Source organism: Microbaculum mangrovi (genome assembly GCF_051390635.1).
Taxonomy (GTDB): domain Bacteria; phylum Pseudomonadota; class Alphaproteobacteria; order Rhizobiales; family Tepidamorphaceae; genus Microbaculum.
The window spans coordinates 674,542-693,847 of sequence record NZ_JBPODT010000003.1 but is presented as its reverse complement, the minus strand read 5'-3'; the positions used below and the strand labels follow the sequence as shown (position 1 = coordinate 693,847).

The following is a 19,306-nucleotide window of genomic DNA, read 5'->3' as shown; positions in this document are numbered from 1 at the left end:
CGGAGGCCTTCCGATCAGGCCTGCAGTATGACAACCGCATTTTATCCGTGTCAAGCAGTGGCACTAAGTATCACGACATGATACAGAACCTATGAAAGCGGATGGGACATGCCGACCAACGAACGCTCGAAGAATGGGTCTACCGACAAACCAGGGGTGCCGATCGTCCGTTCGGTCGAACGCGCCGTCGCCCTGCTACGGGTGTTTTCGGCGGACGAGATGCACCTGTCGCTCACCGAACTCTCGCGCCGTACGGGCCTGGACAAGAGCACCACGAGGCGGCTGCTGCACACGCTTTCGACGCTGGATCTCATCGAGGCCGACGAACGCCGCCAGACCTACGCGCTCGGCACCGGCGTCCTGACGCTGATGCCGGCCGTTTCCTACGGGGGAAACCTGCGCGACATCGCGGCGCAGGCGCTGGCACGCCTGACGGAGAAGACCTCCGCCACGTCGTTTCTGTGGGGATACTACCGTGGCATGGCCCTCTGCCTGGAGCGCGTGAAGACCCTCGACAAGGACATCGACGTTCGATCGGCGGTCATCGGAACGCAGATCTCGATGAACTGCGCCGGTGGGCCACGGGTCGTGCTCGCGCACCTGTCCGAGGCACAGCGCGCCACCGCCCTAAGCGGACCGCTGCCGAAGTACACGCCGTTCACGGAAACGAACCCCGTGGCGCTTCAGACCGCGGCCACGGAGATCCGTGCCCGTGGCTGGGAACTGGCGGTCGACGACTACATCGTCGGTCTCTCGGGCCTCGGCGCCCCGGTATTCGATCGGAGCGGCAATTTCATAGCGAGCGTCAGCATCACGACCCTGACGCCTCGGCTCGCCCCTAGGACGAACGGGGAGCCCGAGCAACTGCCGGCCCTGCTGGAGGCGGCAGCGGAAATCGGCGCGCAGATACAGCCCTGACCGCGTATCGATGAGTTGGACCGTACTTCGAACCGGAAACGGTCCATCTCGGAAGGTCGCATCTTCCGTGCGCCTCGGGCGGATCGTGACAGTCTTAGTTCCGACCAACCGGTTTGCGTCAAACGTCATCGGCGCGACAGCGCCCGCTTGCGGCAGGTCTATCGCGGTGTCGGAGGATCAGGCCGAAACGGGCATGCCCGAAAACGCACGGGCATCCTCGAACGCGGCGGCGACGCGGAACAACAGCGGCTCGTCATATGGCCGACCGATGAACTGTACCGACACCGGCATGCCCCGCGCGTCCTTCCCCGCCGGCACCGCGAGGGCGGGAAAGCCGAGATAGTTGATGGTGCGCGTCTTGCGGTTCAGCCGCGAGATGGTGCGGAGCGAGTCGGGGCCACCGGCCACATCGACTTCGGCAATCGTCGGGACACCGATGTCGAGGACGGGAGCGACGACCACGTCGCAGAGCCCGAAGACGTGTTCGGCAATGTGCTCCACGCGCCGCCCGCGGTCGGACAGGACCCGGAGATAGTCGGGGGCGGAGTGGCCGAAGCCGGCCTCAATGCGCTCGCGTACCGGGACGCCGTAATCCTCCGGCCTCTTGGCAAGCCATTCGGCATGAAGGGCAGCGGCTTCGCAGGTGATGATTATCGACGCCGCATCGGCGACAGGCTCATGGTCGGGGATATCAACCTCGACGCATTCGGCACCGAGATGCGACAGGGTATCGAGTGCGGCTTCGGCGAGCGCGGCGACATCGGCGTCCAACCCGTCGAAGTAATAGTCGACCGGCCGGCCGATCCGCAGTCCCGAGAGGCTGTCGGGTATCGCGCTCGGGGTGCACAGCCGGTGCGGTAGCGCGCTGGATCTAGGGTCCCTGCTATCGGGCCCGGCAATGGCGTCGAAAAGCAATGCACAGTCAGCTACGCGGCGGGCGAGGACGCCGACCGTGTCGAGCGAGGCCGACAGAGGCATTGCCCCGTACAGGCTGACACGGCCATTGGTCGGCTTGAGACCAACCACGCCGCAAATGGCCGCCGGCAAACGGACGGACCCGGCGGTATCGGAGCCCAGGGCGCCAAAAACCATGCCCGCGGCCACCGCGGCGCCCGGACCGCTGGACGAACCGCCTGAGATGCGGGCGGGATCATGCGGGTTGCGGCAATGGCCAAAGTGGGCGTTCTGGCCGGCCGGCCCCAGGGCGAACTCGCTCATGTGCAGGGTCCCGAGGTCGAGCGCGCCGGCGGCGTCCAGCCGCTCCAGCGCCGAGGCCGTCACAGTCGGCCGGTGGCCGGTCAGGATCCGCGATCCGCAAGTGGAGACTTCGCCGGTACGGAAGAACATGTCCTTGTGGGCAAGCGGGATACCGGAAAGGGGGCCGAGGTCCCGCGTCCGTCCCCGCTCCGCATCGGATCGTGCGGCAGCGGCCAGCGCCCGCTCGCGGCGGACATCAATGAAGGCGTTGAGCGTGGACTGGCGGGCCCCGATGCGGTCCAGGCACGAGGCAACGAGTTCGCCCGCCGTGATCTCGCCGCGGGCAAGCGCGCCCGCAGCCTCCACCAGGCTAAGGTCGCATGCGGCGGTCATGTCCCCTCCCCGGCTCCAGCAAGGCATTCGAGGACAACCGCAAACGGGCGCTCAGGCACCCCGTCGCCGGGCCGCCGGGCGAACCGCGTGTCCTGCGCCGCAGGTGCCGGGGCTTCGCCGTCCGATCCAATGATCGGTTGGTCTTCAGTGTGGTGCATCGCGAGGCGTCCGTTTCCTACGACCTACCCGCCGAATGGCGATCCCGAAACCAGCAACTCGGGAAGCCATGTCGACAGGGCGGGGAACACGATAATAGCGACCGTCACCAGCAGGTCCGAAACGAAGAAAATCATCGCTCCGCGCAGTACCGTCTGTATCGGGATCTTCGCGATGCCGCTGACGGCGAACAGGTTGAATCCGACCGGCGGCGTGATGACGCTGAGCTCCACGCCCATGGTCACGACGATTCCGAGGTGGACCGGGTCGACACCGACGGACGTGGCGATGGGAAACACGACGGGGACCGTCAGGAGGATCATGGCGATGCCGTCGAGAAACATGCCGAGCAGCAGCAGAACACACAGGTAGCCGAACAGGAACGGCAGGGCGCCCAGATCCAGGGCTACGACCGCCTCGGCGATCTTCTGGGGCCAGGCATGGTTGGCAGCGACGAACTGGAAAACGCCAACACTGCCCATGAGGAAGAATACGACCGCTGTCAGGTTGACCGCCCGTGCGGTGACCGGCAGGAGTTCGCGCAGGAATTCCCGCGGGCGCGTCGCGAGGCCGTAGACCATCGCGTAGCCGCACGCGACCGCCGCAGATTCGGTCGGCGTGAAAAGCCCCCCATAAAGCCCCCCCAGCACAAGGATCGGCATGCCGAGGCCGGGCAGTGCTGCCACCGTGCTCTCGCGCAGGCGCTGGCCTGAGAAGCGGCCCGAGGTCAGGCTCGGGGTCCGCCACGCAACGACGACGATGAGCGTCGCCATCCCCACCGCGAGCAGTAGTCCCGGAATGATCCCGGCGAAGAAGAGCCGGACGATGGAGGTCTCGGTCGCGATACCGTAGATGATCAGCGACAGACTGGGCGGTATCAGCAGCCCGATGCCGCCACCGGAGGAAACGATTCCGGCGGACAGCCAGTCGGGGTAGTTGCGCGCCCGCATCTCCGGTACGGCGATCAGGCTCATGGCCGATGCGACAGCGACGCTGGAGCCGGAGATCGCCGAGAACATGACGCAGGTGGCGACCGTGGCAAGGCCAAAGCCGCCGACGATCCGGCTGACCAGCGCTTCGGCGAAGCCGAACAGCTGGCGAACCATGCCCGTCCGCTCCATAAGGAAGCCGGCATAGATGAACAGCGGCACGGTCATCAGGCTGAAGCTTCCCAGAAAAGAGAAGAAGCTCTGCGCGACGGTGCGAGCGTCCAGCATCGGGTCCGTGAGAATGAACAGGATACTGGTCACGCCGAGCGCGACCCCGATGGTCACGCTGGACCCGATTAGGCTGACGGCGATGAGGAAAAAGGAGGCTATGGTAGGATCTCCGACTGAACTGGAAGCCTGCGGGCCCTCACAGCCCTAAAGAATCGATCCGTTCCCGTCCGCGCCATCGACGTACGGCGATCCGGGATCTGCGCCGCGCATGGACTGGATCTGGGCGTAGAGCTGGAAGAAGAAGCTGACAGCCATAAAGCCCATCCCCACCAGGAACACGATGAAGAACGGCCAAAGGGGAATGATCTGGCTCTGCGTCATCCGCCCGGTCTCGATCATGCGCAGGGCAACCGGAATGCCGTGCCACGCCACAAAGGCACAGAACAGCAAACCAACGACTGCGACGACGGCCTCGACCAATTCCACCGCAACCCGACCTGCCCTGCCTCCCTTGGCGCGGAGCAGGCTGGGCAGGAGCGTCACCCGCAAGTGCAGTCCGCGGCTCTGGGTGATGCCAAAGAACAGGAAGATCGCAGCGAGGATGCCGTAGGTGACGGCGTCCTGCCGCCAGGGGAAAGACACGCCGAACCCGTAGCGGCGCACCACCTCGACGATGGCGAGAAGCGTAGGGCCCAGCAGGAGGATAGCGGCCGCATACTGTAAGATCCGCTCCTCGAATGCTCGCCAGGCTAGATACGCTCTTCGCACCGATGCCTCCCGAGGTTCAGTCCGCCTGCCGGGCCGGACGCCGTCTCAGCCTATCCCTTCAGCATGTCCCTGTATTGCGCACAATCCAGCTTTTCGAGCGGGTCGGTGCCAGGGCCAAGCCGCTTCGATGCTTCCCGCCCCTCCTCGAGATATCGGTCGATCCACGTATCGGCTTCGTCCGGCAAGTCCTTCTTGAGGAACTCGGCGACATTGGTGCCGATGGCTTCCTGCAACGGCCGGGCCTCGTCGGCACCGGCGGCGTAGATGCCCGGGTCGGACAGGGTCTTGGCGGCAAACGCTTCGATAGAGAAGCGATCGTTGCACCAGCTCAACTCGTCGTGGAACTGCATGGCCTCCGCGACGAATTCGGCGAGCTTGTTCCGAGTCGGCTCGTTGAGCCCGGCCCACCAGTCCCCGCTGGCGCCGACCCAATAGGAGTCGAACGTGATCGTTCCGATACCCGCGATCGTGAAGTACGGGGTCTGCTCGGAGATGGACCGCCAGGCGCCGATCGATGTGACCACACCGTCAAGCACGCCCGATTCCAGAGCGCTCGGCACGTCTCCGAAGCCCATGACGACAGGATTCGCGCCCCAGGACTCGACGGCCGGATTGATGGCCGGGGCGAAGGTCCGGATCTTACTGCCTTGCATCGAGTCGAGCGCGAGAAGGCGGTTCTTACCCGCGATCCCGAGGGAGAAACTCAGGTCCGAAAACCCGAACGGCTCGATGTTGTGGCGCTCGCGAAGCCGTTCAAGCAGCATCTTCCCGGTCTCGAGATTTTCGAGCTCGTGGACGGCGGCCACGGTCGTCAGCACCCCGGGCTGGACAACCATGCCCAGCCAGGAATCGACGCTCGCCGTCTTTCCGGCCAGCAGCCAGCCCATCTCCAGGTTGCCTTCGCTCAGCGCGGCCATGGCGTCGGCATCCTTGTATAGCGAGCCCGCATAGAAGTTCCGGACCTCGCTTCCTTCCGGAAAGGCCTCTTCGACCAGTTCCTTGAACCGCTCCATGGCAAGCGCTGTGGGAAACGGCGGCCCGGGAATGTCCGCGGAGACGCGGATGGTGACGCGTTGCAGCTCTTCGGCTTGCGATACAGGGGCGGCCAGAAGGACGGCGCAGCATGCCGAGACGCATGCGATGGCGCGGCTTAGGGAATTCCTCATCGTCGTTTTCCTCCGTGTTCTGTAAGGCGCTGCCCGTGCTCAAAGCGGAAACACGTTGACATGGCGCAGTCATATTTGTACGGATATCCGTATAAGTCAATACGCCGCATGTACACGATGAACCAGTTCGAAGCCGCGACCCCGGCTGCAGCCCCCCGCCCTCCGCGGCCAAACCGTGTCTGCTGCGGCCGCCCGCAGGACGGTCTTTCGGGTTCGCCGTCTGGTCGACCGCGGTGCCGTCCTGCCGGCGGCGTAAATGGGCCTGCCGGCAGCGCAAGTGGGCCCGCCGGCGGCGCAAGCGGGGACGTCCCTTCAGATTTCCCGCCCCGCCCCCTCAGGGAGAAACGCCGATGACATATGGCCGCAAACAAGTCGGACCGAACCGCTATCGTGAGGATATCGGTCGCCACTTCGAGGACTTCCGCGTTGGCGATGTCTATGAACACCGCCCGGGCCGGACACTCTCGGAGACGGACAACACGTGGTTCACGCTGCTGACGATGAACACGCATCCGCTGCACTTCGACGCCGAGTACGCGACCCGGAGCGAGTTCGGCCGAACACTGGTCAACAGCACGCTGACCCTGTCGGTCGTCGTCGGCATGAGCGTCAGCGACACCAGTCAGAAGGCGGTCGCCAACCTGGGTTGGAAGGAAATCCGACTGATGGCACCGGTATTCACCGGCGATACGCTCTACGCCGAGAGCGAGGTCCTGGAGTCCCGAGAGTCGAACTCGCGCCCGAACGCCGGGATCGTCACCGTGGAAACGAGGGGGCTCAAGGCGGATGGGACGCAGGTCATTTCGATGGTTCGCACGTTCCTCGTTCCCAAGCGTGGCCACGCCGTCGACGACGTTGCCGAAGGCTGAACCGCTGCGAGGTCGGCATAACAATGGAAAGGATCCCCATGTTGCCGCTGGCGGGACTGAGGATTGTCGCGGTGGAACAGTATGGAGCCGGGCCATTCGGAACCCAGCATCTGGCCGACCTGGGCGCCGACGTGATCAAGGTGGAAAATCCCGCGCTCGGCGGCGACGTCGCGCGCAGCGTCGGCCCGCACTTCCTGGAAGGGGGCGAAAGCTCGGCATCGAGCCTGTTCTTCCAATCGTTCAACCGAAACAAGCGCAGCATCGCGCTCGACCTGAGCCGCGCCGGCGGGCGTCGCGTGTTCCATGACCTGGTGCGGACTGCAGATGCCGTCGCGTGCAACAATCGCGGCGATGTCCAGGATAAGCTTGGCCTGACCTACGCCCATCTCGGCAAGGTCAAGCCGTCCATCGTATGCGCGCACCTGACCGGGTATGGGCGCGAGGGCGAGCGCGCAACGTGGCCCGGTTATGACTACCTGCTGCAAGCGGAGGCCGGCTATTTCGCGGTGACTGGCGAGCCGGGCAGCCCTCCGGCCCGCATGGGGCTGTCGATCGTCGACTTCATGGCCGGCACCTACCTGGCGTTGGCCGTGGTCTCGGGCGTGCACCAGGCGCGCGAGACCGGTCGTGGCCGAGACATAGACGTAACTCTGTTCGACACCGCGGTGTTCAACCTGAATTACCTGGCGACCTGGTACCTGGCGTCCGGCCACAATCAGGGGCGGGAACCGCGCTCCGCCCATCCGTCGTTGACTCCCTGTCAGCTATATATGACCAAGGACGGATGGATCTATTTGATGTGCAACAAGGAAAAATTCTGGGAGGAACTCTGCAGCAAGATCGGGCGCGCCGAATGGGCAATCGACCCAAGGTTCGCGCAGTTTTCCGACCGGCTTCGCAACCGTGAGGCGCTGACGGGAATGCTGGACGACGTGCTGTCGGAGAAGACCACGGCGGAGTGGATGGCCCTGTTTGCCGGCGCAGTGCCGGCGGCGCCGCTCAACGATGTGGCGCAGGCCCTGGACAACCCGTTTGTCGCCAACCGTGGTCGCATTCAGGATCTGTCGCAGCCCGGCGGCGGCACGTTCCGGATGCTGGCGAGCCCGATCCAGTGTACCGGCGAGGCGCCCCCAGCATCCCCGGGCCCGGCGCTCGGCGGGGACACAGAAGCGCTATTGGACGAACTCGGCTATGATTCCAAGACCCGGTCGCGGCTTTTGGATACTGGTGTGGGATGAGTGACGCTGCACTGATTGGCAAGACCCCGCCGCGCTACATACTGGTGGCGCGACGGCTGATCGACGATATCACCACCGGGCGCTATCCCGTGGGAGACCTGCTACCGACCGAGGCCGAGCTGTGCACGCAGTACGGCGTCAGCCGGCACACGGTGCGCGAGGCCATCCGGGAAGTTATAGGGCTGGGCCTCGTCGCCCGGCGCCAAGGGGTCGGCTCCCGCGTCATCTCGCAGACGCCGTCGCGCGGCTACAGCCACATGTTGACGTCGTTCGATGACCTGCTGCGTTTCGCCACGGGCACCTCCCTCATCGACGTGACCTCGGAGGACACGGTCGCGGATGCACGCCTTGCAAAGCGCGGCCAGTTTCAGCGCGGACAGAAGCTGATCCGTTTCGAAGCTATTCGAGTTCCTAGCGACGACACCGGTGCGTTGCCGCTGGCCTGGAGCGAGGTGTATGTCCTGGCCGCCTACGCCGGTATTCGCGACGACATCGGGACGCGCGAAGGCGCCATCGGCTGGTTCATTGAGCAGCGCTATGGCGTGCGGATCATGGAGATCCGACAGGAGATCGTCGCCGTCAACGTGGACGAGACGCTCGCCGGCAGGTTGCGCGTCGCGCCGGGAAGCCCGGCGCTGAGGATCGAGCGCTGCTACGTGGGCGACGACGGCGAGGTGTTCGAGTATGCGGTCAGCGTCAGCCCGGCGGACCGATATTCTTTCTCGATGCGCCTGACGCGGGACGCTGCGGGATAGACGTTGCCGCGCGTTCCCACGGCTATGACACTGTCTCGCGGTTCACGATGGCTCCGCCGAATGGGTGCATCGGCGCGGGAGTGGACTTCGGCTCGCGCCGTTGACCAGTTCCTAATCAGTCGCGATTAGTGTGGACCTCCGACAGTTTTCCAAGGGCTCCGCATGATCGCTCGACTTCTGAAGACCACCGCGCTCGGGCAGGCCGCCGTCGCCGGCGCGCTGCTCACGACCATCGCTTCCGGCACGCCGGCAGAGGCAGGGCGCGCGGCCGTGACGCCCCGGCAATTGCAGCAGGCGCTGGACAGGCTGGTGATACGGCCGGACGGCCCGCCCGGCGCGATCGTCGTCGTCCGGCGCGGCGGCAAGCGCCAGGTCTTCACGGCCGGCACCGCGACCGTGTGCGCGGTGCGGGGCGGCCTGCCCTGCCGCACCTACCGGCGTCCGCGTGCCGGCGACGCGATGCGGATCGCCAGCGTCTCGAAGACGTTTTCGGGCGCTGCGGCGCTCGCCCTCGTCACCGACGGCGCACTGTCGCTCGACGACACGATCGGAACCGTCCTGCCCGACCTGCCCGCCGGCTGGCATCCGGTTACGCTCCGCAACCTGCTCAACCACACGAGCGGACTGCCGGATTTCGCCAAAAGTCCAAATTTCGGACCGACAATTTCCGCCTCCCCGCATCGCGCGCCACCACCGCGCGTACTCCTGTCGTTCGTCGAGGACCAGCGCCTCGCCTTCGCGCCGGGCACGGCCTACGCGTATTCGAACTCCGACAATATCGTCGTCGGTCTCATGGTCGAAAAGGCGGCGGGCAAACCCTACGCGAAGGTTCTCAAGCAACGGGTCTATCGGCCGCTGAAGCTGAAGCGCACGGAGCTGAAGAACCGGGCGGCGATGCCGCGCCCCTACATGCACGGCTATTCGATCGAGGACGACGGCTCCTACGATGACGTGAGCACCGACATCGCCTTCGGCGGCTACGCCTGGGCGTCGGGCGGGATCGTGGCCTCGCCGTCTGACCTTTCGAAATATGTCGGTGCCTATGTCGGTGGCGACCTGTTCGGCAAGCAGGCCCGCAAGGCGCAGTTCCGGTTTCGCGGCGGAGACACGTCGAGCCCGCCCGGCCCGGGCCGGAACGCGGCCGGCCTCGCCCTGTTTCGCTACAAGACGCGGTGCGGCTCGGTCTACGGGCACACCGGATCGATCCTCGGCTATACGCAGCTCATCGCGGCGAGCCGTGACGGCCGGCGCAGCGTGACGTTCTCCATCAACACGCAAGCCGCCGCCTCCCTGATCCCCGCCCTGCGACGGTCCCAGGTGAAGGCCGTCTGCCTGGCGCTCGGCAAATAGGCCACGGCCAAGACCACGCATCGCCCCGACAACGGGGCGATGCGGCCTGATGGTTTCAGCGCCAGTCTACCGGGACGATCGGCACTCACACGCCCGGTTCGCTAGACCGCGCAATCTGCAGTCCCGAAAGCGTTTGGAAAGGCGCCCAGGAAGATTCCGTCTCAAGAACGACTGAATCGAGATTACCGGTTTCGGAAACACAGACCCCGACAATGCCCGGCGGGCCATTCCGAATGACAATTCGGGTGCCCCGCACCTCAAGAATGGCGCCATCCGGTGTTTGAGTGGGCCGGATGCCGAACAATCTGCCTAGGACGGCCGCCGCAGGGCCCGGATCCGGCGCCTGGAGAACGACTGCTGGCATCGCGACCATTGCGTTGACATGGGTAACGAACTCGCGGCGGCCGTAGTGATGCGGTGTGTGGTGGCGAACCGCGACGCAGGGGACCGGCAGTTCCGCGGAGTCGGGCAGGACGACCTCCAGATGAACGTCCAGAGTCCTGCCCTCCCCGACCGGCCATTGCCGGCGGATCGACATCGGCCCCGAATGGCCAACGCCGATGGTATCCAGATGCGCGCAATACCGAGCCATGTCACCGACGGCGACGACGATCGCGGCGGGTCCAAAGCGCTCGCCGAGGACCTCCAGAACCGCCTGGGGTACCTGCGCCTTGTCGGCAATCTGAAGAAACTCGATGAAACTGGCCGCACCGGGCGGGGCGTCCGCAAAACAGATCAACCGGTTGACCAGCCCCGGCATGACGCTGGGCGGGCTCAGGGCGAATCCCGCGTCTTCCGCTTCCGCCGAGGCAGCGTCGAGATCGTCGACTATCACCATCACGTGGTCCAGCCCGAGGATGGCGGGTGAGCGGTCCGTGCATTCAATTGGCGCCGACATCGCGACGGCTCAGGCGTTCAGTTTGGCTTCCGACCTGAAGCCGCCGCGTCGCGAGGACATCGCCAGCATCACGAGGACGAACAACCCGGTCACGAGTTTCAGATCGGAGGGGTTCACGCCTGCCGCCAAGCCTGCCGAAATCACCTGGTAGTAGACGACCGAGCCAACGAAGGGGGCCGCGACCTGTCGCCCGACGCTCGAGCGACCGACGATCGCCTCGCCGATGATCAACGCGGCAAGGCCGTTGATCAGCACGCCGAAGCCCATTGCGACGTCGGCGTAGCCCTGGATCTGCGCGACCGAGGCGCCGGCGAAGGCGCTGAACGCGTTGGCGGCACCGACGCCCAGAAGCGTCATTTGCCAGGTGTTGATCCCGTTCGCCCGCGCCATTGCGCTGCTTGCGCCGGTCGACCGCAGCCCCAGGCCGCTGTCGGTGCGCAGGTACCAACTCAACAGCAGAACGACCACGATCACGACCGGAAGCCAGATGCTGTTCTGCAGCAGCACATCGATGTTGAAATTCGGAAAGATGCTGTCGAAGAACGTCGCCTCGGTGAACAGCGGCGTATTCGACTTGCCCATGATGCGCAGGTTCAGGCTCCACAACATCGTGATCATCAGGATGCCGGCCAGGAGCGTGTTGATGCGCAGATTGAGGTGGATGAGCGCAGTCGCGCACCCGGCAAGAAAACCGGCCGCAATGGCAATCGCGAACGCGAGGGACGGCGGAACGCCGGCAACCAGCAAGGCGGCGCACAGGCACCCGCCCAGCGGAAACGCGCCTTCGCAGGTCAGATCCGGAAAGTTCAGCAATCGGAACGGGATCATGATGCCGAGCGCAACGAACCCGTAGACCAGACTCTGCGCCAGCGTTACCGGGACGAGACTCCAGAAGCCACTTATGAAATCGATCATTATTGCACCAGCAGCGCCTTGTCGTCGGAGAGGTGGAACCGCTCGACGAGAGCTTCGACCGTCAATTTGGCCTTCTCCTCGCCGGAGGCCTCGAAGACGATCCTGCCCTCATGCATCATGATCAACCGGTTTCCGCAATCGATCGCGTGCTGCATGTTGTGGGTGATCATCAGCGTCGTGATGCGCGAATTTTCCACGGCGTGGATTGTCGCTGCCATGACCGCTTCCGCTGTCCTGGGATCGAGCGCGGCGCAGTGCTCGTCAAGCACCAGCGCTTTGGGGTGCTGGAGGCACGCCATTATCAGGGACAGTGCCTGCCTCTGGCCGCCGGAAAGCATCTCCACCTGGGTCTGAAGCCGGTCTTCCAGGCCGAGACCGAGCGGTTCCAGGGCTTCGGCAAACCGTTTGCGGCGGGCGCCCGTCAGCGAGTAGGTCAAGGTTCGATACTGACCGCGCTTCAGGGCAACCGAAAGGTTCTCCTCGACCGTCAACCCGGCCGCGGTCCCTTGCGAGGGATCCTGAAACACGCGCGCCACATACCGGGCCCGGCGGTGGACGGGGGCGAGCGTAATGTCGTCGTCCCCGATGATGACCCGACCCGTGTCGGGGGAAACCTCGCCCGCCACAACGTTCAGAAGCGTGCTCTTCCCGGCCCCGTTGCTGCCGATCACCACCGTAAAATCGCCCTCGGCAAGGGTAAGGTCGATCCCGCAGAGGGCACGGCGTTCGGTCGGCGTGTTGGGATTGAAGGTCTTCCAAACGTCCGAGACTGCAAGGGCGGACTGGGTTTGCGCCATCAGTCCAGGCTCACTGAACGCTGTCGGCGTAGGCGTCGGGCACCGTCACGTCCCAGCGCTCAACCTGCGGCTTGCTGATGACGACGCTGTGATCGGCAGGGGTCGGCACCGTCGGCGGAATTTCCGAGACCTTCTTTCCCTTGAAGACCTGGTCGACGATACCGGCCGCGCTTGCGCCGATCTTCGGCCAGTCTACCGAGTAGGACGCAAGCATCTCGCCCTTCTCGACGGGCGCCGGCAGGCCGTTGAAGGCCGGGACACCGATCCGTTCCGCGATCGCGGCAATCTGGGCCGTCGCAGGCTGGAACAGGTTGGACGGGAAGACGTAAATCGCATCCACCTTGCCATTCAGCGACTGAATGCGCTGCGGCAGATCGTTGACGTTGTCTACTCCGACCAGCACCAGCTCGATGCCATGCTTCGGCGCAAATTCGACGAGACGTTCGCGCAACGCATTGTCAGCATCGTCGCCGGGATTGTAAGGCACGCCGAGCCGAGTGAGGTCCGGCATCAGTTCCTTCACGAAGGCCAGCGTACCATCCATGTCGACCAGATTGGACGCGCCGGTCATGTTCGGAGCGGCGGTGCTCCAGTCGGGAACGAGGCCGGCGACGACCGGATCCTGCACGGCGGCGAAGACAACCGGGATAGAGGGGTCCTGCAAAGCCCGCACCGCAGTCTGCGTCACCGGCGTCGTGATCGTCACGACGACATCGGGCTTGTCAGCAGCGATCTTCGCCAGCATCTGCGGAATGACGTTCCGCTCCCAGTTCACCTGATCATAGGTGAAGGTAACGTCGTCGTAGCCCCGTTCGGCCATCGACGCCTTCAGGCCGTCGATCACCAGCTGGAGCGCCGGATGATCGCCGAAATTGGCGATCGCAATCGTCTTTGGTTCCGCATGAGCGGCTGTCACGTTCATGACAACGGCTGCGATAGCGGGAAGAACCCATTTCATAATTTCATCCCCTTCGTTGTTGCGCCCTCTGCCGGGCGTCATTGATTAAGTTTCAGACCGTTTGTTCGAGCGTTGCGTGTGTGTTGAGGAACGATGCGAGTACCGTGTTGAACTCGTCGGGTTTCTCGATGTTCATGAGATGCCCGGCATCGTCGACGACTTCGTATCGGCAGCCGGGGATCTGATCTGCGATCGCACGCATCTGCGTAGTCGGTGCCACCGCATCGTGGCTCGCGGCGACCACCAACGTAGGTACATCAATCGTCGACATGTCGAGGAACGGCGCGATCGACAACCGCGCTTCCATCGTCTTGCGGTAGGCTTCCGGGTGCAGGGCTTCGAGGCTGGCGCGTATTGTCCGCGTCGCGTGTGCCGACGGATTCGGGCCGAGCAGGCGCGGCAGCATCTTCTCCACCGTTATGGCAGCCTCCCCGCTCGCTGTCGACGAAATGCGTTCGGCCGCAAACCTCTTGGGATCGTCGAACACCGGCCGGTCGCCGGGCCGACAGGCCGCCAGCGTGAGGCTTAGTGTGCGGGCACGATGGCGGGCGTAGAAGGCCTGTACGACGAGCCCTCCCATCGACAGTCCAACCAGATGGGCCCGCTTAGCGCCTATACAGTCCAGGGTCCGCGAAATGTCTTCGACGAAGTCGAAAAAATCGAGCGACCCGGCCGGATCCTGGCTGTCTCCGTAACCGCGGAGGTCAATGGCGACCGCCCGGTAGTTTCCGGACAAACTGCGAAGCTGATCGGCCCAGTTGGATCGATTGCCTCCAATGCCATGGACGAAAATCACGACGGGACCATCGCCAACAACATCGGCGACGAGGGCGGGCGAGCCCAGAATGTCAACGGTCTCAACGTTCATGAATTGACAATGCAGCGGGAAAACTCATTATTACAAGTATGCACGTTACGCCTAGGGCATAATCCGCAGTTATGAGTCGTGAACTCTGAAACCCTCCTCCAGTTTCTGGCCGTCTATCGACGCCGCGGCATAGGCAAGGCCAGTCGACAGGTGGGCGTGTCGCAACCGGCAATCAGCAATGCAATCCGTCGCCTCGAAGACGAGCTGAAGGTGACGCTGTTCAACCGAACGCCGACGGGCGTGGAGCCGACGACCTATGCCGACGCCCTTGCGAGGCGGGCTGAAGTCATAAGCAACGAACTTGATCGCGCGCGCCTCGATATCCTGGGGCTGCGCACCCTCACACAGGGCGAAGTCCGGCTTGGCGTCGGTCCTGCACTTGCGACGTCGCTGGTGTCCGAAGCACTCGCGAGCTTTCTGCAGGAGAGATCGAAGATCGTTGTGTCGCTACTGGAGGGGCTATTCGACGAACTGACTGAAGGGGTCGAGAGCGGTCGGCTCGATTTCGCGGTAACCACGAATCCGGCGTTCCCGCTTTCCGACGAGCTTGCCTCCGAACCACTGTTTAGCGGTCAATTTCGTTTCGTCGTTCGACCCGACCACCCACTCGCCCATTCCCGGAATGTACGCCCCGGAGATCTCCTCGACTTTCCGTGGGTACTTCCCCCGAGCGACGGAATGCTGTGGCACAGCGTCAAGACGACGTTCGACACCCTTGGCCTCCGGCAGCCTGACGTGAGGGTCGAGACCAACTCGGGCGGCTGCATCAAGGCCCTGCTGCGAAGCGGTCTCTATGTCAGCCTCGTACCGCCATATCTGGTTATGCAGGAAGTCGAGTTGAATGAAATTGCGATACTCTCCGTCCCAAGCATACAGATCCCATGGGATGTCGTGGTGCTTCGCCGCGCCGGATCGACCGCATCTCCATCGACCGAAGCCTTCCTCGCCCATCTGCGCGACACGCTAGGCAGCGACGAACGGGCGCGCGTCTTGTCGGGAGCCAACCAATGACGCAGCGCTCGTCAGCGGAATCGTCCGCGCGGGTCGCCGTGATAACGGGCGGGGCGAGCGGGATCGGCCGCGCCATTGCGCTGGAACTGGCTGGCCAAGGTTTCGAGATTGTCCTGCTCAATCGCAACCAGCAGGCCGCCGACGAAGTCCGCCGCGAAATTGAAACGGCAGGCGGCCACGCTGTCGGCATCGCCTGCGACGTGAGCGACGAGGCCTCCGTGCGGCAGGCCTTTGGCCAGATCACGCGATGCGACGTGCTGGTCAACAGCGCCGGCACAATGTCGCAGCTCTCTTTCGAAGACGTCCCTCGGGACGAATTCCAGCGGCTGATCTCGGTCAATCTGCTGGGCGTTATGACATGCTGCCAATGCGCCCTGCCGCTGATGCGGGACGGCGGACGGATCATCAATATCTCGTCGCGGGCCGCGCTTGGCGGAAAGGGTATATCCCACTACGGCGCGACGAAGGCGGCGGTGAACGCGCTGACCCGCAGCATGGCGGCCGAATTGCTGGACCGCGGCATTACCGTCAATGCGATCCTTCCGGGCTTCATAGACACGCCGTTGTCCAGGTCCGCCCTGAACGACGAGCAGTTCGAAGCCTTCGCCGCGAAACAGCCGCTTGGCCGCGCAGGCCGGCCAGACGATGTCGCCTGGGCCGTGGCGTTCCTCGCCTCACCGCGGGCGGGGTTCGTCACCGGCGAGTGCATACTGGTCGACGGCGGCAAGAGCCTGCCCGCCTGATGCCTCGCTTACCTGCCTGGACTTCTTGCCATTGAAGGAACCGTATCGTGTCCATGGAAGCCAACCTCGATCTCAAATGGGTGAAGATGTTTCACGAGAGCTTCCAGCTTTCGGGCGTCGAGCCGGGCCAGATGGTCGCGATCGTGTCGGAGAGCCAGTCGAATCCCGTCCTCGTCAAGCTGGCGGAGCTCGGTCTTGGCTTGTGCGGAGCGCGCGTCGTCACGGTCAGCGTGCCTAGCGCCGCAGTCAGAACCGTGCAGCCGATCCGTTCGACCGGCACGACCGCCGCCTATGACGACTACGGGATGCTTCTGAATGCGATCGCGGGCTGCGCGCTGATCGTCGATGTCACCGTCGAGGGTCTGCTGCACAGCCCGGTGCGGCAAGAGGTGCTGAAGGCCGGCGGCCGGATCTACATGATTTCGAATGAACATCCCGAGGTGCTGGAGCGCTGCCGGCCCGACCCGAAGTTGGCCGACAGGGTCGACTACTCTCTCAAGCGGCTCGCCGAGGGCAAACGCATGCATGTGACGTCGTCGGCCGGAACGGACCTGACGGTCGACATCGCAGGCGCGCCGGTTCGCGGCGGGGCGGGATTCCTCGGGCCGAATGTTCCGATCGCCTATTGGCCGGCCGGGCTTGCCCTGTGCTTTCCATTGGCGGGGAGCGTCAACGGACGCGTCGTTCTCGATGTCGGCGACATCAACCTGACGTTCAAGCGGTATATCGAGACCCCCGTGACACTGATGATCGACAACGACATCGTTGTCGAAATATCAGGTGACGGGCTCGATGCCGTCACGCTGCGCTCGTACTTCGCCGCGTGGAACGATCCCGTCGCCTACACGATCGCGCATGTCGGCTGGGGGCTGAATCCCGGGGCTACTTGGGACTCCCTGATGATGTACGACAAGAACGAGATCAATGGGACCGAGCTGCGGGCCGTCGAGGGCAATTTCCTGATCTCGACCGGCGCCAACGAGTTCGCCAATCGATACACGCCCTGCCATTTCGATTTTCCGATGCGCGCATGCACCGTCGAACTGGACGGACAAACAGTCGTACGTGAAGGGCGGCTTCAGGAGCCGTACCTGTAGGGCGCGCCAGCGGCGCCCCTTCAGCCGTGTCGCCCCTGTCCAACGAGCAGTCGACGGCGGGAAGGCCCGGCAGGGTGCTGTCGCTTCGGTTCCACCAGCGGGAGAGCCGGAGGCGATGGCCCGTTCCACGCCGCGGCCAACGGCATAGCGAGGCGAACAGGACAACGGGCCTTTTGAAGGCGTTTCCCGTGCCCGCCCGCTATCGCAGTTGCGTTGGGAGCCAGGTGGCCAGCTCCGGAAACACCAGGACCAGGCCGATCACCAGGTAGATGATCACGACATAGGGCAGGACCGCGGCCCAGATGTCGGCGATCGTAACGCCCCGAAGCCGATCGCACCCGGGCATGTCTTTCGTCTGTTCAACAATTCCCTTGAGATAAAAGAGATTCATGCCGAATGGCGGCGTCACGTATCCCGCGGCGATCGAGATCATCAGGATCACGCCGAACCAGACCGGATCGATGCCGAGCATTTGGACCACGGGCATCAGGATCGGGCTGACGATGAAAATGATCGCGGCGCCGTCGATGAACATTCCCAGAAGCGTCGTCAGGACGATGAACACCAGCAGCATCTCCGTGACGCCCAGCTCCATGCCGATGATGTAGGAGGCAATGAGATTGGCCGAACCGGAGAACTGCAACAGGCGCGAGAACAGCGCGCCACCGATCAACAGCGTCATCACCATGACGGAAACCTGGCCGGAAGTGACCATGACCTCCTTCATGCGCTTCGGGCCGAGCTGACCGCGCGCAAGCCCGATGACAAGCGTACCGAATGCGCCGATGCCGGCAGCCTCCGACGGCGTCGCGGCGCCTGTCCAGATCGCGCCGAGCACGAGCACGATCAATCCGACCGGCAACACGATCAAACCCGTGGCGCGGAACTTCTCCCGCAGCGTCGGACGCTCGTCCTTCGGAATCGGTGGGGCCAGCGACGGGTTGCGGGCACAGATGACCAGCACATAGATGCAGAAACACAGCGCGATCAGGAGCCCCGGCACCATGCCGCCAAAGAACAGGCTGCCGATCGGGATGCCCGTGAAGCCGCCCAGCAGGACGCCGATCACCGTGGGCGGGATCAGGATGCCGAGCGCGCCGCCCGGCGGCAAACCGCCGAGCGCAAGCCGCACGTCGTAGCCACGGCGGATCATCTCGGGCACGGCCAGTATGCCGAGCACCAGCACCGCCGTGCCGCCGATGCCGGTCATCGCGGCGACAAGCGTCGAGGCGATGATGGTCCCGACGGCCAATCCGCCCGGAACGCCGCCGGTCCACTTGTATATGACCTCGTAGAGCATCGCGCCGATGCCGGTTTTCTCGAGCGCAACCGCCATAAGGATGAACAGTGGCGCGGCAATATAGATCTCGGTCGTTGAGGTCTCGAAGACCGTCGCCGGCAGGAGGTGAAGGATGACGGTTCCCTGCAGCAGCAGGGACCAGATCAGCGAGACGCCGATCAGAGCGAACGCAACCGGCAGGCCCGTCGCGAGAAACAGGATCAGATTGCCGAAGATCAGGATCGTGGCTAGTTCGGGACTCACGCGCGTGCCTTTCCGAGGGCGACACGCAGGTCGCGTAAGAACTTGACGACGACCTGTACCGCAAGCAGGGCGCCGCACAGAGGCAGCAGGAACTTGATCGGCCACAGCGGTGGCGCGAGCAGCGTCGAAGCGCGCTGTCCCCGCAAGAAGGCCTTGTAGAAATATTCCCAGCCGGTCCAAAGGATGATGACCGCGATGAACAGCAGCAGCGGGGCGTAGAGGACGTCGAGCCAGGCACGGGCCCGCTCGGAGAGCCTGCTGGTGAACACGTCGACGCGAATATGCATGTCACGCCGATAGACGTCGGCAATGCCCAGCATGATCATCGCCATCATCAACTGGACGTTGACGTCCCAGGCCCAGATCGTCGGCCGGCCGAAGAAATAGCGCGAGCCCACCTCGTAGGCGACGACCAGCGCCATGGCGCCCAGCAGAAACGACGATACCGTGGCGACGCCTTGGCTGAAACGGTCCAAGAAAGTCGTCTTTCCGCCCGGCGCGCTCGT

Annotated in this window: 19 protein-coding genes; 8 read left to right on the top strand and 11 right to left on the bottom strand. The window is 64.3% G+C overall.

The window, feature by feature from the left end:
- Window positions 1-108: 108 nt before the first annotated feature.
- Entirely contained in the window at window positions 109-918 is an 810-nt protein-coding gene (locus ACSF9G_RS16080) for an IclR family transcriptional regulator (protein WP_436643109.1), read from the top strand.
- 177 nt (window positions 919-1,095) lie between these two features.
- Here ACSF9G_RS16080 and ACSF9G_RS16075 read toward each other — a convergent pair whose 3' ends face one another.
- From ACSF9G_RS16075 to ACSF9G_RS16060, 4 genes are all read right to left on the bottom strand, one after another.
- Window positions 1,096-2,508 (bottom strand): amidase, encoded by a 1,413-nt coding sequence (locus tag ACSF9G_RS16075; RefSeq protein ID WP_436643108.1) that lies wholly within the window; start codon window positions 2,506-2,508, stop codon window positions 1,096-1,098.
- 182 nt (window positions 2,509-2,690) lie between these two features.
- Window positions 2,691-3,950, bottom strand: coding sequence for a TRAP transporter large permease (locus tag ACSF9G_RS16070; RefSeq protein WP_436643271.1), 1,260 nt, complete (start codon window positions 3,948-3,950; stop codon window positions 2,691-2,693).
- Between the two features lie 78 nt (window positions 3,951-4,028).
- Window positions 4,029-4,592, bottom strand: coding sequence for a TRAP transporter small permease (locus ACSF9G_RS16065; protein WP_436643107.1), 564 nt, complete (start codon window positions 4,590-4,592; stop codon window positions 4,029-4,031).
- 50 nt (window positions 4,593-4,642) lie between these two features.
- The gene (locus ACSF9G_RS16060) at window positions 4,643-5,758 is read right to left on the bottom strand and encodes a TRAP transporter substrate-binding protein (RefSeq protein WP_436643106.1); all 1,116 of its coding nucleotides are present in this window, start codon (window positions 5,756-5,758) and stop codon (window positions 4,643-4,645) included.
- A gap of 350 nt (window positions 5,759-6,108) precedes the next feature.
- Here ACSF9G_RS16060 and ACSF9G_RS16055 point away from each other — a divergent pair, with 350 nt between their 5' ends.
- From ACSF9G_RS16055 to ACSF9G_RS16040, 4 genes are all read left to right on the top strand, one after another.
- Window positions 6,109-6,627 carry a MaoC family dehydratase gene (locus tag ACSF9G_RS16055; protein ID WP_436643105.1) on the top strand — a complete coding sequence of 173 codons (519 nt, stop codon included), beginning with the start codon at window positions 6,109-6,111 and terminating at the stop codon, window positions 6,625-6,627.
- A 38-nt stretch (window positions 6,628-6,665) separates the two neighbouring features.
- A complete protein-coding gene (locus ACSF9G_RS16050; protein ID WP_436643104.1) occupies window positions 6,666-7,865 on the top strand; it encodes a CaiB/BaiF CoA transferase family protein in 1,200 nt (399 codons plus the stop codon).
- A complete protein-coding gene (locus ACSF9G_RS16045; RefSeq protein WP_436643103.1) occupies window positions 7,862-8,620 on the top strand; it encodes a GntR family transcriptional regulator in 759 nt (252 codons plus the stop codon). The genes ACSF9G_RS16050 and ACSF9G_RS16045 overlap by 4 nt, the downstream gene beginning before the upstream one ends.
- 162 nt (window positions 8,621-8,782) lie before the next feature.
- On the top strand, window positions 8,783-9,970 hold the full coding sequence (locus tag ACSF9G_RS16040; protein WP_436643101.1) for a serine hydrolase domain-containing protein: 1,188 nt from the start codon (window positions 8,783-8,785) through the stop codon (window positions 9,968-9,970).
- Between the two features lie 85 nt (window positions 9,971-10,055).
- Here the strand turns inward: ACSF9G_RS16040 and ACSF9G_RS16035 are convergent, their stop codons facing one another.
- From ACSF9G_RS16035 to ACSF9G_RS16015, 5 genes are all read right to left on the bottom strand, one after another.
- Complete coding sequence (locus ACSF9G_RS16035) at window positions 10,056-10,808, bottom strand: VOC family protein (RefSeq protein ID WP_436643099.1); 753 nt, start codon at window positions 10,806-10,808, stop codon at window positions 10,056-10,058.
- 69 nt (window positions 10,809-10,877) lie between these two features.
- Complete coding sequence (locus ACSF9G_RS16030) at window positions 10,878-11,783, bottom strand: ABC transporter permease (RefSeq protein WP_436643097.1); 906 nt, start codon at window positions 11,781-11,783, stop codon at window positions 10,878-10,880.
- Window positions 11,783-12,580 carry an ABC transporter ATP-binding protein gene (locus ACSF9G_RS16025; RefSeq protein ID WP_436643096.1) on the bottom strand — a complete coding sequence of 266 codons (798 nt, stop codon included), beginning with the start codon at window positions 12,578-12,580 and terminating at the stop codon, window positions 11,783-11,785. The genes ACSF9G_RS16030 and ACSF9G_RS16025 overlap by 1 nt, the downstream gene beginning before the upstream one ends.
- A 10-nt stretch (window positions 12,581-12,590) precedes the next feature.
- Complete coding sequence (locus ACSF9G_RS16020; protein ID WP_436643095.1) at window positions 12,591-13,502, bottom strand: ABC transporter substrate-binding protein; 912 nt, start codon at window positions 13,500-13,502, stop codon at window positions 12,591-12,593.
- A gap of 88 nt (window positions 13,503-13,590) precedes the next feature.
- Window positions 13,591-14,406, bottom strand: a complete 816-nt coding sequence (locus ACSF9G_RS16015) for an alpha/beta fold hydrolase (protein WP_436643094.1) — start codon at window positions 14,404-14,406, stop codon at window positions 13,591-13,593.
- 78 nt (window positions 14,407-14,484) lie between these two features.
- Here ACSF9G_RS16015 and ACSF9G_RS16010 point away from each other — a divergent pair, with 78 nt between their 5' ends.
- Genes ACSF9G_RS16010 through ACSF9G_RS16000 form a run of 3 tightly spaced genes read left to right on the top strand, consistent with a single transcriptional unit; the run spans window position 14,485 to window position 17,257 of the window.
- On the top strand, window positions 14,485-15,417 hold the full coding sequence (locus ACSF9G_RS16010; RefSeq protein WP_436643092.1) for a LysR family transcriptional regulator: 933 nt from the start codon (window positions 14,485-14,487) through the stop codon (window positions 15,415-15,417).
- Window positions 15,414-16,160 carry an SDR family NAD(P)-dependent oxidoreductase gene (locus ACSF9G_RS16005; RefSeq protein ID WP_436643091.1) on the top strand — a complete coding sequence of 249 codons (747 nt, stop codon included), beginning with the start codon at window positions 15,414-15,416 and terminating at the stop codon, window positions 16,158-16,160. Before ACSF9G_RS16010 ends, ACSF9G_RS16005 begins: the two co-directional genes overlap by 4 nt.
- Before the next feature lie 53 nt (window positions 16,161-16,213).
- Entirely contained in the window at window positions 16,214-17,257 is a 1,044-nt protein-coding gene (locus tag ACSF9G_RS16000; RefSeq protein WP_436643270.1) for a 2,5-dihydroxypyridine 5,6-dioxygenase NicX family protein, read from the top strand.
- A gap of 199 nt (window positions 17,258-17,456) precedes the next feature.
- On the opposite strand, the gene ACSF9G_RS15995 is transcribed toward ACSF9G_RS16000, so the two are convergent.
- Window positions 17,457-18,800 (bottom strand): TRAP transporter large permease, encoded by a 1,344-nt coding sequence (locus ACSF9G_RS15995; RefSeq protein ID WP_436643090.1) that lies wholly within the window; start codon window positions 18,798-18,800, stop codon window positions 17,457-17,459.
- The gene (locus ACSF9G_RS15990) at window positions 18,797-19,276 is read right to left on the bottom strand and encodes a TRAP transporter small permease subunit (RefSeq protein WP_436643089.1); all 480 of its coding nucleotides are present in this window, start codon (window positions 19,274-19,276) and stop codon (window positions 18,797-18,799) included. The genes ACSF9G_RS15995 and ACSF9G_RS15990 overlap by 4 nt, the downstream gene beginning before the upstream one ends.
- Window positions 19,277-19,306: the final 30 nt, after the last annotated feature.